Annotated in this window: 10 protein-coding genes; 6 read left to right on the top strand and 4 right to left on the bottom strand. The window is 57.3% G+C overall.

Features of this window, described 5'->3' with window-relative positions; translation table 11 throughout:
- Positions 1–194: 194 nt before the first annotated feature.
- Positions 195–893, bottom strand: a complete 699-nt coding sequence (locus OSH04_RS02760) for an epoxyqueuosine reductase QueH (protein WP_026483517.1) — start codon at positions 891–893, stop codon at positions 195–197.
- Between the two features lie 102 nt (positions 894–995).
- On the bottom strand, positions 996–3,752 hold the full coding sequence (gene glnE, locus OSH04_RS02755) for a bifunctional [glutamate--ammonia ligase]-adenylyl-L-tyrosine phosphorylase/[glutamate--ammonia-ligase] adenylyltransferase (RefSeq protein ID WP_266107911.1): 2,757 nt from the start codon (positions 3,750–3,752) through the stop codon (positions 996–998).
- A gap of 100 nt (positions 3,753–3,852) precedes the next feature.
- Here glnE and OSH04_RS02750 point away from each other — a divergent pair, with 100 nt between their 5' ends.
- Together OSH04_RS02750 and bla are read left to right on the top strand one after the other, a co-directional pair.
- On the top strand, positions 3,853–7,458 hold the full coding sequence (locus OSH04_RS02750; protein WP_266107910.1) for a YhdP family protein: 3,606 nt from the start codon (positions 3,853–3,855) through the stop codon (positions 7,456–7,458).
- 94 nt (positions 7,459–7,552) lie between these two features.
- Entirely contained in the window at positions 7,553–8,428 is an 876-nt protein-coding gene (gene bla / locus OSH04_RS02745) for a class A beta-lactamase (protein ID WP_266107909.1), read from the top strand.
- A 32-nt stretch (positions 8,429–8,460) separates the two neighbouring features.
- Here bla and OSH04_RS02740 read toward each other — a convergent pair whose 3' ends face one another.
- Positions 8,461–9,141 (bottom strand): GntR family transcriptional regulator, encoded by a 681-nt coding sequence (locus OSH04_RS02740; RefSeq protein WP_035272726.1) that lies wholly within the window; start codon positions 9,139–9,141, stop codon positions 8,461–8,463.
- On the bottom strand, positions 9,134–9,643 hold the full coding sequence (locus tag OSH04_RS02735; RefSeq protein WP_035272728.1) for a V4R domain-containing protein: 510 nt from the start codon (positions 9,641–9,643) through the stop codon (positions 9,134–9,136). The genes OSH04_RS02740 and OSH04_RS02735 overlap by 8 nt, the downstream gene beginning before the upstream one ends.
- Positions 9,644–9,806: 163 nt before the next feature.
- Here OSH04_RS02735 and OSH04_RS02730 point away from each other — a divergent pair, with 163 nt between their 5' ends.
- From OSH04_RS02730 to OSH04_RS02715, 4 genes are all read left to right on the top strand, one after another.
- The gene (locus OSH04_RS02730) at positions 9,807–11,327 is read left to right on the top strand and encodes an ABC transporter substrate-binding protein (protein WP_226348409.1); all 1,521 of its coding nucleotides are present in this window, start codon (positions 9,807–9,809) and stop codon (positions 11,325–11,327) included.
- A gap of 82 nt (positions 11,328–11,409) precedes the next feature.
- A complete protein-coding gene (locus tag OSH04_RS02725) occupies positions 11,410–12,423 on the top strand; it encodes an ABC transporter permease (RefSeq protein WP_026483510.1) in 1,014 nt (337 codons plus the stop codon).
- Positions 12,420–13,304, top strand: coding sequence for an ABC transporter permease (locus tag OSH04_RS02720; protein WP_266107908.1), 885 nt, complete (start codon positions 12,420–12,422; stop codon positions 13,302–13,304). Before OSH04_RS02725 ends, OSH04_RS02720 begins: the two co-directional genes overlap by 4 nt.
- Positions 13,304–15,190 (top strand): dipeptide ABC transporter ATP-binding protein, encoded by a 1,887-nt coding sequence (locus OSH04_RS02715; RefSeq protein ID WP_266107907.1) that lies wholly within the window; start codon positions 13,304–13,306, stop codon positions 15,188–15,190. The genes OSH04_RS02720 and OSH04_RS02715 overlap by 1 nt, the downstream gene beginning before the upstream one ends.
- Positions 15,191–15,201 lie beyond the last annotated feature (11 nt).

The following is a 15,201-nucleotide window of genomic DNA, read 5'->3' as shown; positions in this document are numbered from 1 at the left end:
GCTAGACGGATTGTTTCAAGCTTGGGTTGCTTTACCTGTGATCTGTGCCCCCCACTTGGGTTTTAGCAAAGACGAAGCTATTCAGAATCTTGGTGTGGCTCAGCCATGCAGTGTTTGTATAAAGGGTAGCTGTCAAGCAGAGACTGTCTTAGTCACGTGTACTGAGACCGTAAGGACGACCGTTCAGGCCTCGCTTAGGCGTTCTCGTGCGCCGGTGCTGGGGGCGGAGTCAGATCCAGTTCATCCTTGCCGTAGAACTTCACACCGATCTCGACACGAGGGCGGCCTTGCGAGCGGCGGTGGCGGTTGGTGTCGCGCAGCGAGTACACGCAGCCGCAATATTCCTGCTGATAGAAGTTCTCGCGCTTGCTGATCTCCAGCATGCGTTGCGAGCCGCCACCTTTGCGCCAGTTGTAGGTCCAGTATTTCATCTCCGGATAACGGGCTGCGGCGCGTTCGCCACAGTCGTTGATCTGGTTCATGTCTTTCCAGCGCGAGATACCCAGGACGCTGGAGATGATGTCATAGCCATTTTCATGGGCGTAGAGGGCTGTGCGCTCAAAGCGCATGTCAAAACAAACCGTACAACGCTCGCCACGTTCGGGAGCGTGTTCCAGGCCGCGTACACGTTCAAACCAGTTATCCACGTCGTAGTCGGCATCAATAAATTCGATACCGTGCTGTTCGGCAAAGCGGATGTTTTCCTGCTTGCGCAGTTCATATTCGCGCACCGGATGGATATTGGGGTTGTAGAAAAAAACGGTGTATTCAATCCCCGAGGCGTGCAAGGCCTCCATCACCTCGCCCGAACAGGGGGCACAGCAGGAGTGCAGCAGCAATTTCTCGCGCTTTTCCGGCATGGTTAAAACTGGACGATTGAGCTGAGTGGACATGAATCTGAATCCGAGAAAAAGGGCGTCCCGAGTCGGTCGCACAATAAATCAATGCGACTATTGTAGATTCTTGGCAAAGTTTAGTGAAATCAATCTGTTGCCTTAGTACCCCAGGACCTCGTCCCATAGTCGCGTCACGGCCTGTCGTTCCTGAGTCAGTTCGGTCTGCGGCACACGGGCTTTTTCCGCCCCTTCCAGACGTAAAGCGTGCTGACGACGGCGCAGGGCGCGGTAGGCATCGGCCACCTCCTGAGCATGGTCAACCGCAATCAGGCCCGCTTGCGCGGCAATGCCCAGCAAGGCGATATTGCCCAGGTTTTCCAGCAGTTTGGGATGCTCGCGGCTATGGCACAGCACCAGATACTGGGTGATGAACTCCACATCCACCATGCCGCCACGGTCGTGCTTCAAATCAAACAGCTCGCTGCGGTTGGGGTGCCCGGCACTGATCTTGTCACGCATGTCCAGAATGTCTGCGTGCAGTTTGCGACGGTCGCGTTCCATCAACAAGATGGAGCGGCGGATTTCATCGAAGCGTTCCTTGATCTGGGCATCCCCGGTCACAAAACGGGCACGGGTAATGGCTTGATGCTCCCAGGACCAGGCGCTACGGGTTTGATACTGCTCGAAGGCATCCACACTGACGGCCAGCAAACCGGCATCGCCATCCGGGCGCAAACGCAGGTCAATATCGTAGAGACGACCGGAGGAGGTCATGGCCGACAACCAGCTGGTCATGCGGCGAGCCAGTTTGATGTAGCGCTCCACATTATCCTGGCTGGGGTCGTCATAGAGAAACACCAGATCCAGGTCCGAGGCGTAGCCAATTTCCTTGCCGCCCAGCTTGCCGTAGGCGATGACGGCAAAGCGGGGCGGGGTGTCGTGTTCAGGGCCCAGGCTGCGGGGGCGCGTCAGAGGCCAGGTACGCTCCAGCGTCTCGGCCAGCATCATATCGGCCAGGGCCGAGAGCTGGTCGGCCAGTGCCTCTACCGTCAGCACGCCCTCCAGATCCTGAGCCAGCAACTGGAAGGTGATCTGGTGTTGCCAGTCGCGCATCATGTTCATTTGCTGTTCGACATCAGCCTGGCCATCGGGCAGGCGGCAGGCGTCCAGATCGCGGCACATTTGCTCGGACAGGGCTGCAAAGTCCGGAATTTCCATTAGCGAATGCCATTCGATCAGGCTGTCCAGCAGGAGCGGGTATTGAGCCAGATACTGGGCGGCCCAAGGGCTGGCCGAGACAATACGGGCGACGCGGGCCAACGTATCGGGGTATTCAGCCAGCAAAGCCAGATAAGCACTGCGTTGGGCGATCAGCTCGATCAGGTTGAAGAGCCGTGTCGCTGTCATTTCCGGGTTTTCGGAGCGGTAGGCGTAGTCCTCAGCCAAGGGGATCAAGCGTTGTACGCGATCCAGGCTGGCATTGGGCAGGCTGCGCAGGCGATGGCTGTTCAAAAGGGCCTGACGTAATTGTTCGATGCGTTCCTGCAAAGCCTGATCTTGCTCGGCGCTGTTGACTTCGAGGGTGGGGGCTGCCGCTACAGGAGGCTCGGCACTGGCTTCTTCCCCCATACCCGCTAGACGGAAGGCATTGCGGAAGGTATGCGACACAAACTTTCTGTGCTGGCCTAACTGTTCATCGAAGTCGGGCAGGCTCAGGCCCAAGGTGGCGGCCAGCTCGGTGCGCAGTTCCTCGTCCTGGGGCAGCAAATGGGTTTGTTCGTCTTCGCGGTACTGCAAGCGGTGTTCGACACGTCGCAAGAAAGTATAGGCGGCCAGCAGCTTGTCGCAGACCTCCTGGTCCAGCAGACCGGCCGCGCATTGACCGCGCAGGGCCTTGTGCAGGCTGGTGGTTTGCAGGGAAGGTTGCCGTCCACCGCGTATCAGTTGATTGAGCTGGACCACAAACTCAATTTCTCGAATCCCGCCATCCCCCAGCTTGATGTTGTGCCAGGTCTCCACGCCATTGCGGTTCAGGGCGCGGCGTGTCCAGTCCTGACGGATGCGCTCGCGCAGGCCGCGCAGGGCGGACAGGGCATCAAAGTCAAAATACTTGCGATACACAAAAGGGGTACGCAGCGCTTCGAAGTGATGTATATCGCCGGCGCTACGGCTGCCTTCAAAGGCCTGGGCCTTGATGGGGCGCGCCTTGATCCAGGCATAGCGTTCCCACTCCCGGCCTTGATTGACCAGATAGTTTTCCAGGGCCTGCATGCTCCAGGCCAGCGGTCCCGAATCACCGTCCGGGCGCAGGCGCAAGTCGGTGCGAAACACCTGGCCGAAGGCGTCAGTATCAGACAGCACGGGCATCATGCGCTGGGTTACTTTGCCGTAAAACTCGTGATAGCTCAGGGGGCGGCGACCCTCGGTTTCGCCGTCCTCGTCGTAGAGCATGATCAGGTCAATGTCCGAGGAAACGTTTAATTCCCCCCCGCCCAGCTTGCCCATACCCAAAATAATCATCTCTTGGGGCAGGCCGGTTTCCGAGTTTCTAGGAATACCGTGTACGTCAGCCAGTTGCCGGGCCACGGTCTCATAGGCTTGCGCCACGGCCAGATCAGCCAGGCTGCTCATGGCTTGCATGACTTCATCCAGGGGCGCCAAGCCATTGATATCGCGGATCATCAGCACCAGAAAGACCCGTTCGCGCAGTTGGCGCAAGGCCTGGCGCACTTGTGCCAGACGATCATTATCGGGCTCGGGCAGCAAAGTCCTATACCATTGCGTAATCAATGCGGGGGTGACAGGGTGTTGGGCTTGCTCTTCCAGCCACGCTCCAAATTGCGGCTGAGCGTTTACTTTTCGACGCAAGGGGCCGGACCATTGCATCACGGGCTTCAATATAATGGACTGGCTCATACGATAAGAGGCTTTTCGGATAAGGGGGAACGACAAGTGAAATGACTTGTCTGACTAGGCCGGAAATGACCGCATCTAACTATACTCGGGAATTGATTGCATGGTAGTTCGAGGGCTTGTGCGACTGGCGCTAGTGCTCTATTTTGCGCTGATGCTAGGCCTTGTCGGGCTACGTTACTTGCTCGTGCCGCAACTGGATAATCTGCGTCCCTATCTGGTGCAGAAAATCAGTGAGCAAACCGGCCTGCAAGTCCAGATCCAAGAATTAAAAGGCGACTGGCAGGGCTGGAATCCCCATCTTTCCGTGACAAACCTGTCGCTGGCAGAACCTGGGCAGGAGCCCATGTTGCACCTGCCCAAACTGCAAGCCGATATCAGCTGGAAGTCCTTGTTCAGCGGCTCGCTGCAATTGCGCCAGCTGGATGTGCAAGGTTTGACGATCCCGGTGCGGCGCGACCCCCAGGGTCAGATTCTGGTGATGGGTCAGGTGCTGGATCTGAATGATGAGAGTGCCCCGTCCGAACCCGAAGCCTGGCAAGGACCGGTTCGCTGGTTGCTGGAGCAGCGTGGCATTCGCATTCATGGTACGTCCTTGCAATGGCAGGATGATCTGCGTGGCGCGCCTGTCTTGAGTCTGCCTTCGATTGAATTGCAGATCGGCTACAGGCAGGGCTGGCATGAGGTCAATCTGGCGACAGCCTTGCCCGCCAATTTGGGCGAGTCCCTGGCTTTGGCCTTGCGTGTGCAGGGCAAGCGTCGTCTGCCCGAGAGTGTGGATGTGATGGACCTGCCCTGGGAACTGACGGTTCAGGCTAAAGGGGTGGATGCTCCTGCGCTGCGCCCTTGGCTGGATGTGCCTGTGGCCCTGGACAAGGGCTGGGTCGATGTGCGCGCTCAAGCCACTCAGCCTAAAGCGGCCCAGACCGTACAGATGCAGATGGCCGCCCAGTTGCGTGATGTGGCGGTGCTCACCGATAGCGATGATCGCCTGCAACTGCAGCAAGCCAATCTGGAACTGGCGGGGGGGCTGAATGATATGCAGGCGCTGGCCCAAGGCAAGCAAAGTGGTGATGTGCAGTGGGCCTTGTCGATGAACAGTTTTGGTCTGCGTGTGCCGGATCTGTTTGCCCAGTATTTGGCTGTGGATCAGCTCAATGCTCAAGGCACCGTCCACCGGGATGAGCAGGCCAGACTGAGCGTCAGCAAAATGAATCTGGCTTTGCGTAATCCTGATCTGGATGCACAGTTGACAGGTAGCTGGCGCGAGGATGCCACGTTCGAGGCCGGTGTGGCTGACTGGCAGGGGCAGTTCAAACACCTGAATCTGGCGGCTTTGGTGAATTACCTGCCTTTGACGGTCAATCCTCTGGCGCGTGAATGGATGCAAGCTGGATTGGTGCAGGGGGCGGTACGAGACGGGACAATCCGTCTGCAAGGCGGCCTGGATACCTTCCCGTATGGCTTGAGTCCGGAGGATGGCAGCTTTGAAGTGGCGGGGGCTTTGGATCAGGGAATTGTGGATTATCAGCCCGCCCGTCCCAAGCGGTTGGCCTGGCCGCGTCTGGAAGGCGTGCAGGGCAGCATACGCATGCATAACGACAATCTGGATATTGTGGCTCAGCAGGCGCGCATGCCGATTGCCAAGCAGCAGGATATCGTGCTGCGCGATATTCAGACCCACATTACCTCCTTGGAGCAAAACAGCTTTCTGAAGCTGGAAGGTCTGTCCCAGGCACCGGCGACCAGTTATCTGGCCCTGGTGCATCAATCCCCCTTGAATGCCTTGCTGGATGGCTTGCTGGCCGACAGCCGTGTCAAAGGGGATTGGACCGTACCGGTCAAGTTGCAGATTCCTTTGGATAATGCTGATGAAGCCCAGGTACAGGGCCAAATCCAGATGAACAATGGCGAGTTTCAGTACATGCCTGAAGCCCCTTCGTTTACAGCGTTGAAAGGTGAGCTGGCCTTTAGTGAAAAAGGCGTCAGTGCCCAAACCTTGACGGGCAAGATGCTGGGCGGCGACACCCAGATCAGCGGTGTGCTGGAGCCCGGCAAACCCGGTTTACGCCTGAATGGTGTGCTGACGGCCAAAGGCCTGGAGCAATACCTGGAGTTGAAGGGCTTGCAGCGTTTGCAGGGTCAGACACCTTATAGCGTGTTGATGAAGCTAGACGCCAAGGGCGCTTTTTCTTTTGGGGCCGAGTCGAACCTGACAGGTTTGGCACTGAATTTGCCTGAACCTTTCCACAAGCCTGCCGAGCGTGCGGCCAAACTGAAGGCGGATTGGAGTAGCGATTCCGTCGCCAAGATGGACCGTCTGCAAATCAGCTTGGAGGACAGACAGAGCTTTTTGCTGAACCTGCTGCACGCTCAAGGTTCCCGTGATGGCAGCTACTTTCAAAGTGGCAGCATGGGAACACCGGGATTGGTGAATTGGCCCCAACGCGGTTTTGAATTACATAGTCGCTATGATCGTATGGACCTGGATGCCTGGGAAAGGGTGGTGGGGGAGTTTGGCCAGAATCTGGATGGCAGTCCCTTACCTCCTTCGGCCCGCCCCTTGCTGCCTTTGCTGGAGCGGGTGCGTCTGAAAGCGGATCAGGCGTTTTTCCGAGGGCAACTGCTGGATCAGCTGGAAATGGAAAGCACGGAAGATGCCGCTGGCAGACTGTTTCTAAGCATGAAGGCCAAGCAGGCCGAAGGGCGTTTGCAGGCGCAGCATCAAGGTGGCCACTACACCGGCATGTTCAATGCCAACTTCTCCCATCTGTACATTGACAGTGGCAGGCCTGATTGGGCTTGGCCCGACGCCGACTTGCCCATGAATGACGACCTGCGTTTGCCCGCGATCTCGTTCAAGGTGGATGATTTGCAGATTCAGGGTGTTCGCTTTGGCAAGCTGGAAGCCAAGGGCAAGCCCGCTGGAAAGGGACAAAAGTGGACGTTGGAAAACATTTCTCTGAATGCCCAGGGTATGCAGCTGAATGGTTACGGCTCTTTGGCATTGAGTGGGCCGCAGCGTGGCCTGGAGTTGGTGGCAAACAGCCAGGTAAGCAATTTGGGACAGTTTGTGGATGTCAGTGGCTTGCTGACCGAGTCCATCAAGGATGGTGACGGCACGGTACAGGCGGCCTTGTTCTGGAGCGACTTTCCCTGGTCTTTTGACAAGCGCAACATCCGTGGCCAGTTCAATGTGGATTTGCGCAAAGGGCGCTTTATCAGTCTGAAGTCGCGTTCGGCCAAATTGCTGGAACTGCTTAGCTTGCAGTCCATCTCGCGCTTGAGCCGTCTGGATCTGGATTTGTTTGGGGCGGTGAAACAAGGCTTTGCGTTCGATAGCCTGACCGGGCGCATGAATCTGTCGCAGGGCAAGCTGGAGCTGGATAATTATCAGATCAAGGGGCCGGCAGGGGCGATCAGCCTGAAAGGCTGGATTGATATCCGGGATGAGACGCTGGATTTGATTGCGGTGGTAGACCCGAATCTGGATATGAGCGGTGCGGCGATTGCAGCGTACTTTACTGTCAACCCGATGGTGGGAGTTGGGGCCTTGCTGACACAGTGGCTGATGCAGATTCCGATGAGCAGTCACCTGTCTGTCACGTATGCGGTAACAGGCAAGATGGATGATCCCCAGCTCAAAGAGTTGGAAGTCCCTGCGGTTGGTAGCGCGAAACAAGAGAAACAGCCTCGGATCGAGCCTTGATGGCAAGCGCCTCACCCAAACGATTCGCGTCGCTTGTTGTCAGGGTTGCAGCCAGGCTTTTCCGTGTTTTAACCCTTATGCAAAGGATGGGCCGATGAGCGCACAGAGACTGAAACAACTGGCAGCGACCTTGCTCGTGGCGAGCCTGCCGTTCCATGCGCTTGGAGCGCAAACGCATCCTGTGGCTCAGGCCGCACAAGTGGTCGAACAATCCTTGCAGGCCCGTGTCGGACTGGCTGTACTGGATACGACAGATGGGCAGTTGTGGCAATACCGTGCCGATGAACGCTTCCCTATGGCCAGTACCAGCAAGGCCTTGATCTGCGCGGCGTTGTTGGCCCGAGGGCCGGGTGCCATGAAGACCGCCTGGCTGGTCAAGGAAGAGGCCATTCAATCTTACGCCCCGACGACAGAAAACCTGATAGGACAGCATGTGCCAGCGTCGCAATTGTGTGCGATCACGATGCGCAACAGCGACAATACTGCGGCCAATGGGGTTCTGGAGATGCTGGGCGGGCCTGAAGCGATCACGTCCTTTCTACGCAGCGTGGGTGACACGGTGACGCGTCTGGATCGCAACGAGCCCAGCTTGAATGAAGCTACGCCTGGTGATCCACGGGATACAACAACCCCGCAAGCCATGGTGCATACCTTGCAGAATCTGGTTTTGGGCGATGCGCTTAAAGCCCCAGATCGTGATCGCTTGATTGACTGGCTGCGCCATAACGAAGTGGGTGGGCCTTTGCTGCGGGCTGGCGTCCCGGAAAGCTGGACTGTGGCAGACCGAACCGGGGCAGCGGCTTACGGCACACGCGGTGTCGTGGCGGTGATGTGGCCCCCTGGACGTGCGCCGCTGGTGGCTGCCGTCTACATCACGGAAACCAAGGCTTCCATGGAAGAGCGCAATGCGGCCATCGCCACGATTGGCAAGGCCATTGCAACGGCTGTGGATCAGAAAGCACAGCCCTGATCACCGGGCAGATACCGGCAGCGGCAGGATCCCTAGCCGGTCTGACGCTCCAGCATTTCATCCAGTGTCGCGTAATAGCTCATGGACGCATGGCGCAGATTCGTGCGTACATGCTCGCGTGCCTGTTCTGGGTCCTTGTCCAGAAAAGATTGCAGGATGCCTCGGGTTGCCTGCATGGAGAGCTCCCGATAGCGCGTGTCGCGCAAGGTAGCCAGACGTACCGCTTCCACGTGATCACTCAGACGAAAAATCATGGTGCTCAAGTGCGGGTTGGGGCATAGCGAAATCCAGCTTTCCCGAAACGCATCGTTGGCAATCATGTACTGCATGGGGTCGGCGGCGGCATGGGCTTTTTCTGAGGCATTGGCAGCCTTGTTCATCAAGGCCAACCCTTCCAGATTGGCCTGCAAGCAGGCAGCAGCGGCTGCTTCGGGTTCCAGCAACATGCGTATTTCAAAAATCTGCGCAATATCGGCCGGAGTAAAGCGCCGCAGCATGAAGCCGCGTGAGGTGCCCTCCAGCAATCCTTCGTTGGTCAGTTGCAGCAAGGCTTCGCGCACAGGCATGCGTGAGACTTGCAGTTCAGCAGCAATTTCATGGTCGACCAGACGGTCGTCATAGCTGATGTCGCCACTGCGCATGCGGCTGCGCAGGTGTTTGTAGACCTGCTGGCGTATGTTCAGTTTGGGGGCGGCAGGCTGGTTTTTATTCATTGGTTTTGGGCAAGACGGTGAACAGGCAGTCGGCATGAAATCCCTGTGCGCAGCAGTGTGTTTCCTGCACCTGGACGTGCTGATCGTAGATCAGTTGGCCGACGGCTGTAAGCATACCAACGATAGGGCGGCACAGGGGCCGATCATGGGGGCCAAATCCCCATGCAAAGGGACTGTTTTTCACGCGGACCTGCAAGGCTCCCGTGGCCTTTGTTTGAATGTCCCAGTTCCCCCAACCCAGCTGAGCCGAGATATCGGCAATGCTGTGCAGCAAGGCCTGCGGGTCGTGATTGATGGCTTCCCAATACGCCTTGGCTGACAAACCACCTTGTTCCATTACGGCCTGCCCCAATGCATCTAGCGCCTGTGTTCGGGCGGGTTCATCCAGCCGGCGAAACAGCCCCATCAACACGTCGACACGCATCATCAAGTAGCGCCGATCGTCGTCCAAAATCTGGCCCTGTGCCGTATCCCAGCTTAATCTGTCTCTGAATTCTGTCATTTTAAAGTAAAAGTATATTGTTTTGTTTTTAGATAATAGATTGATATTAAAGCAAATAAATTATAGGGAAAACCATTATCTATTTAATTTAAGAATAAAATATATACTTTTTAGCAAGGCGGACTAACGCTGGAATGAAGTGCATAACAAAAGGGGACAAATGGTGAAAGCGTTGCGAAAAAGCGTAATGGGGCTGGCCTTGGGGGCAGCCTTGATGATGGGCTGGGGGACGGTCAGCCAGGCAGCCGGGAGCGAGTTGAAAATTGCTTTCCCGGTCGATATCCCGTCCTGGGATCCGACCTCGGTTACCTTTCCGGCGGGCCAGTCGATTTACAAGGCCGTGTTTGATTCACCCCTGTTTGTGGGTGACGATTTGAAGGTGGCACCGCGTCTGATCGAGTCCTGGGAATGGGCGGACGAGCAAGGCCAGGCCCTGAAGGTGAAGCTGCGCGACAAGGTGAAATTCCATGACGGCAGCGACATGACGGCTGAAGACTTGAAGTTCACCTTTGATCGTGCGATCAACAAGAAAACCCTGGCCCTGAACGGTATGCTGCCCACCCTGAAGTCGGTGGAAGTCACCGGCCCGCTGGAAGCCATTATCCATTTCAGCTCGCCCACGCCAACGGCCCCCAAAGGCCTGGCCTTCTTGTCGGCCTATATCCTGCCCAAAGCCTATTTCGAGAAGGTGGGGGAAGAGGAGTTCCTGAAGCGTCCAATTGGCGCAGGCCCCTACAAGCTGAGCGATTATCAGCGTGGTTCCCGTATCACCCTGGAAGCCTTTGAGGACTACTGGCAAGGTGCGCCAGACCTGAAGCAGGTCGTGTTTGAAATCGTGCCGGATTCCTCGGCGCGTGTTGCTGCGGTTGAGTCCGGTCGGGCAGATGTCTCGGTACAGATTCCGGTGCGCGAAATTACCCGCCTGGAAAAGAATCCCAAGCTGGAAGCCAAGGTCTACCCCTATAGCGAGATCTACATTCTGCAAATGCCCAGCTATGTAGACAGCTTCAAGGATGTGCATGTGCGTCGCGCCATGAATATGGCGATCGACAAAGCTGGTCTGTCTCGTGCCTTTTACAAAAATGTCGCCCAGCCCTTGTCGGTTCTGGCCACCAAAGGCTCGCCTGGTGATGTACCGGATCTGAATATTCCCTTCGACAAGAAAGCAGCGGTAGAGGAACTGGCCAAAGCGGGTTACAGCACGGAAAAACCGCTGACCATTACCTTGTACTCCACCAATAACACCTTCCCTTCGGACTATGACGTGGCCCGTGCGGTGGCGCAGATGTGGAGCCAGATCGGTGTGCAGACCACGGTTGAAGAAATTACTGTGGCCAAGTATCTGGAGCTGAGTCATTCGTCCAAATTGACGGGTGTGATGCTGTACAGCTGGGCTAATGCAACTGGCGATCCGGAGATTTTCACGGGCCGCATTCTGGACCCGCGCCTGCGTTTTTCCACCTGGAAAGAAGAGCGTCTGGCGGGCACGCTGGATGAGCTGAACCGTCAGATGGACGAGGACAAGCGAGTAGCCGGCTATCAGGCGCTGAATCGTGAAGCCGCGGAACAGGCCTGGAGTCTGCCGGTGCTGCAGTCCATCTCCACCATTGCCTATAAAAAGGGCTTGAAGCTCAACACCTATCAGACAGGCTACATCCTGCCGCAGGAATATTCCTGGCAGTAAGCCTTTCATGCGCCCCGCAGCCTCGCGCTGCGGGGTGGTCTACCGGGTTTGACCCGGCGTATTTTCTCCTGCGGTTCTCTTCATGAAAAACGTTTGCTTCCTGATGGCGCGCAAGCTCGTCTTCGTGCTGGTGACGGCGTTCCTGCTGTCCATGATCGTGTTCTTCATGCTGCGCGTCATTCCCGCTGACTCTCTGGGCATGATGCTGCCTCCTTCGGCCACGGAAGCCGATGCACAGGCACTGCGTGTTGAGCTGGGCATGGATGGTTCGGCCTTGCATCAGTACCAGGTTTGGTTGAGCGGTGTGTTTCGCGGCAATCTGGGCAACTCCATCTTCTTTCATCAGCCGGTGACCGGTCTGCTGGCCCAGGCTTTGCCGCCCACGCTGGAGCTGGCCTGTATCAGCTTGTTGATGGCTTTGTTGATCTCCATTCCCGGCGGCATTGTTCTGTACCTGCTGGACAAGAAAAAGATCGAATTTGTGGCCGACTTTGTGCTGGTGCTGCTTCTGTCAGTGCCGTCCTTTTTGTGGGGCATTATTTTGATCGTGGTGTTCGGTGTGCTGTTTCCGGTCTTGCCCTTTATGGGACGGATGGAAGGGACACCCGCCGTGGATGGCGGCACGGGCTTTTTGCTGTTTGATCTGCTGGTACGTGGCCAATGGCAAGCCTGGTGGGATGCCTTCTCGCATCTGCTTCTGCCTGCTCTGGCCTTGGCGCTGGCATTCAGCCCCATCGTGATTCGCGTCCTGCGTTCCAGCCTGATTGAAACGGCGACCAGCCAATACGTGAACGTCGCCCGTCTGCGCGGTGTGCCTGAGTGGCGAGTGCTCTTGGTGCACATGCTCAAGAATGCCGCTTTGCCTACCTTGACCTTGATCGGCGTGCAATTTGGCTTTTTGTTTGGCGGCACCTTGCTGATTGAAGTCATTTTCTCCTTTCCCGGTATTGGCAATCTGATGGTGCAAGCGATCAAGAACCACGACCTTCCCCTGATTCAGGGCGTGGCTCTGGTGTTCTGTTTGATGGTGCTGGCCGTCAACTTCTGTGTCGATGGCTTGTACAGCGTTATGAATCCACGTTTGAGGTCCGCATGAGCGCGCATCCCCATTCTTTCTGGCAAGCGCGGCTGCGGCCTGTGCTGGCCCATCCCAAAGTGCTGCTTGGCGGCACTCTGGTCTTGATCTTTGCCCTGGTGGCCTTGTTTGCTCCCTTGCTGGCGCCCAATGATCCCAATGCACAGGATTTGCTGGCAACACTTTTGCCACCGGCCTGGCAGGAGGGCGGTCTGACGCAGTATCCCTTGGGAACAGATGGCCTGGGCCGATGCATTTTGTCGCGCCTGATTTATGGCAGTCGTGTGGCCTTTCAGGTGGCAGTAACCGCCGCGGCAGGCACGATGGTGCTGGGTACGGTGCTGGCGATTTTGGCGGGCTATATCGGTGGCTGGTTCGACCGAGGAGTCAGCTCCCTGGTGGTGTTGTGGATGGCATTCCCGCCCGTGGTGTTTTCCATGATGTTGATGGTGGGCTTGGGCACGGGCCTGTTCAACGTGATTCTGGCCGTGGTGCTGGTGGACTGGACTCGTTTTTATCGCGTGGTTCGGGCGGAAGTGCTGGTGGCGCGTCAGCGTGATTATGTGTATGCCGCGCATTTGTTGGGCTTTTCTCATCTGCGCATCATGTTGCGTGAAGTATTGCCTAGCGTGGCGCCACTGATCGTCACCTTGTTCAGCCTGCAAATGGGCGTGGCCATTGTGGTTGAAGCAATCCTCAGTTTCGTGGGCCTTTCTGTTCCGTCGGATGTGGTGGCCTGGGGCGTGATGCTGGCCGATGGCCGTGACCAGATTTACCAGGCGGGCTGGGGCCTGATGGCGCCGGTAATTGGCATTGTGTTTGCAGTGCTGGGTTTCAATTTGCTGAGTGATGGTTTGCGCACCACGCTGGATCCTCGGCTCAAGCAACGAGGAGCGCACTGATGAGCGTGCCGGTTATTGAATTCAAGCAAGTCAGTGTCTCGGTGCCGGTACAAGGGCAATCGGTCGAGCTGCTGCGCAAGGTCTCGTTTGCAGTGCAGGCAGGTCGTACCTTGGGGCTGGTCGGGGAGTCCGGCGCGGGCAAGAGCATGATAGGGCGGGTAATCTCGGGCATGTTGCCCAGTAATCTGCGTCTGTCCTCAGGGCAGGTCTGCTTTCAGGGTTCGGTGGTGACGGGTGCGCAAATGCGCCGCCTGTTGGGTCGCAAAGTGGCTTTTGTGCCGCAGGAGCCTTTGTCCTCGTTGAATCCGGTGCTGACCATACGCCAGCAGATGTTCGAGCATTTGGCTCGACTGGGCATTCCCCGCGCATCGCGCGAGCAATATTGCCTGGAGCGTCTGCATGAGGTGGGGCTGCCCGATCCGCCGTCCATGCTGGGGCGCTATGCCCATGAGCTATCGGGTGGGCAGTGTCAGCGCATTTTGATTGCCATGGCTTTTTCCGGTGATCCGGAATTGATTGTGGCCGACGAACCCACCACAGCGCTGGACGTGATTACCCAAGCGCAAATCATCCGGATTCTGCGCGATGTACAGCAGCGGCATCAAACCGCCGTGATTCTGATCACTCACGATCTGCGTATGGCTGCCCATGTCTGTGACGAGGTGGCCGTGCTGTATGCCGGGGATGTGGTTGAACAAGGTCCCGCTGCAGATGTCTTGGATACACCTTTGCATCCTTACTCCTGGGCCTTGAAGAATGCGACGCCAGCACTGAATGGCCCTTTGTATGCCTTGCCGTCGCTGGCCGACATCATGCCGGGCTTGAAAGACATGCGGGATCTGCCGGGCTGTCGTTTTGCCCGTCGTTGTCCTACGCGTAATGCGGTCTGTGAACAGCGCGCGCCAGAGTTGGAAGCGGTGAAACCCGGTCATTGGGTAAGTTGTGCCGGTCCCTGTATGACGCGCGATACGGCTGCTCAAACCCAGCTGCATGTCTTGCCGCAAGGGCCGTCTGATGAGTCCGCGCCGCTGGTGGAGTTCCAGAATGTGGAGCGCAGCTACCGAGTCACACGCAACGGCCGCCGCAGCCTGATGTATGCCTTGCGGCCCCTGTCCTTGAGCGTACGTCCCGGCGAGATGGTTGGCGTGGTGGGGGAAAGCGGTAGTGGCAAAAGCACTGTCGCCCGTTTGATGGTGGGCTTGTTGCAACCTAGTGGTGGGCAAGTGCTGGTGCAAGGTCAGTCCCGCGAGCAGTTTGCCAAAGGGCAAGGCGAGTCCTTGTCTCAAACGATTCAGATGGTGTTTCAGGACCCTGACTCGGCCTTGAACCCACGTCGTAGCGTGCAGCAGCTGGTGACGCAGGTGCTGGAGTTGCAGCCGGGTATGACGCCCGAGCAGCGTCGTCAGAAAGCCGATGAATTGATGGCGCAGGTGGGCATTGCCCAGGATGCCGGTTTGCGTTTTCCCTCGGAGCTGTCCGGCGGGCAAAAGCAACGCGTGAACATTGCCCGCGCCTTATGTGTGCAGCCGCGTCTGCTGGTGGCGGACGAGATTGTGTCCGGTCTGGATGTGTCGGTGCAGGCGCTGATTTTGAATCTCTTGCTGCGACTGAATAAGGAGTTGGGCGTTGCGGTGGTGTTCATCTCGCACGACTTGTCCGTGATTCGCTATTTGTGCACACGAGTGCTGGTGATGAAAAACGGTGAAGTCGTGGAGCAAGGAAATAGCGCCGAGGTGTTTGCCGACCCGCAGCATCCCTATACCCGTCTTTTGCTGGGCAGTGTGCCGCCGGATGATTCCAGCCAGATCTGGCCTGCGCCTTTGGACTGTCCATCCCAAACCGTGAGTGAGGCTGCACCCGCCTTAGTACCCGCTATGGCGGTCTGAATCCCGTTTTA

This window comes from Alcaligenes nematophilus, from assembly GCF_026344155.1.
GTDB classification, from domain to species: domain Bacteria; phylum Pseudomonadota; class Gammaproteobacteria; order Burkholderiales; family Burkholderiaceae_B; genus Alcaligenes; species Alcaligenes phenolicus.
The sequence above is the reverse complement of the archived record's forward strand: the minus strand, read 5'-3'. Positions and strand labels throughout refer to the sequence as shown.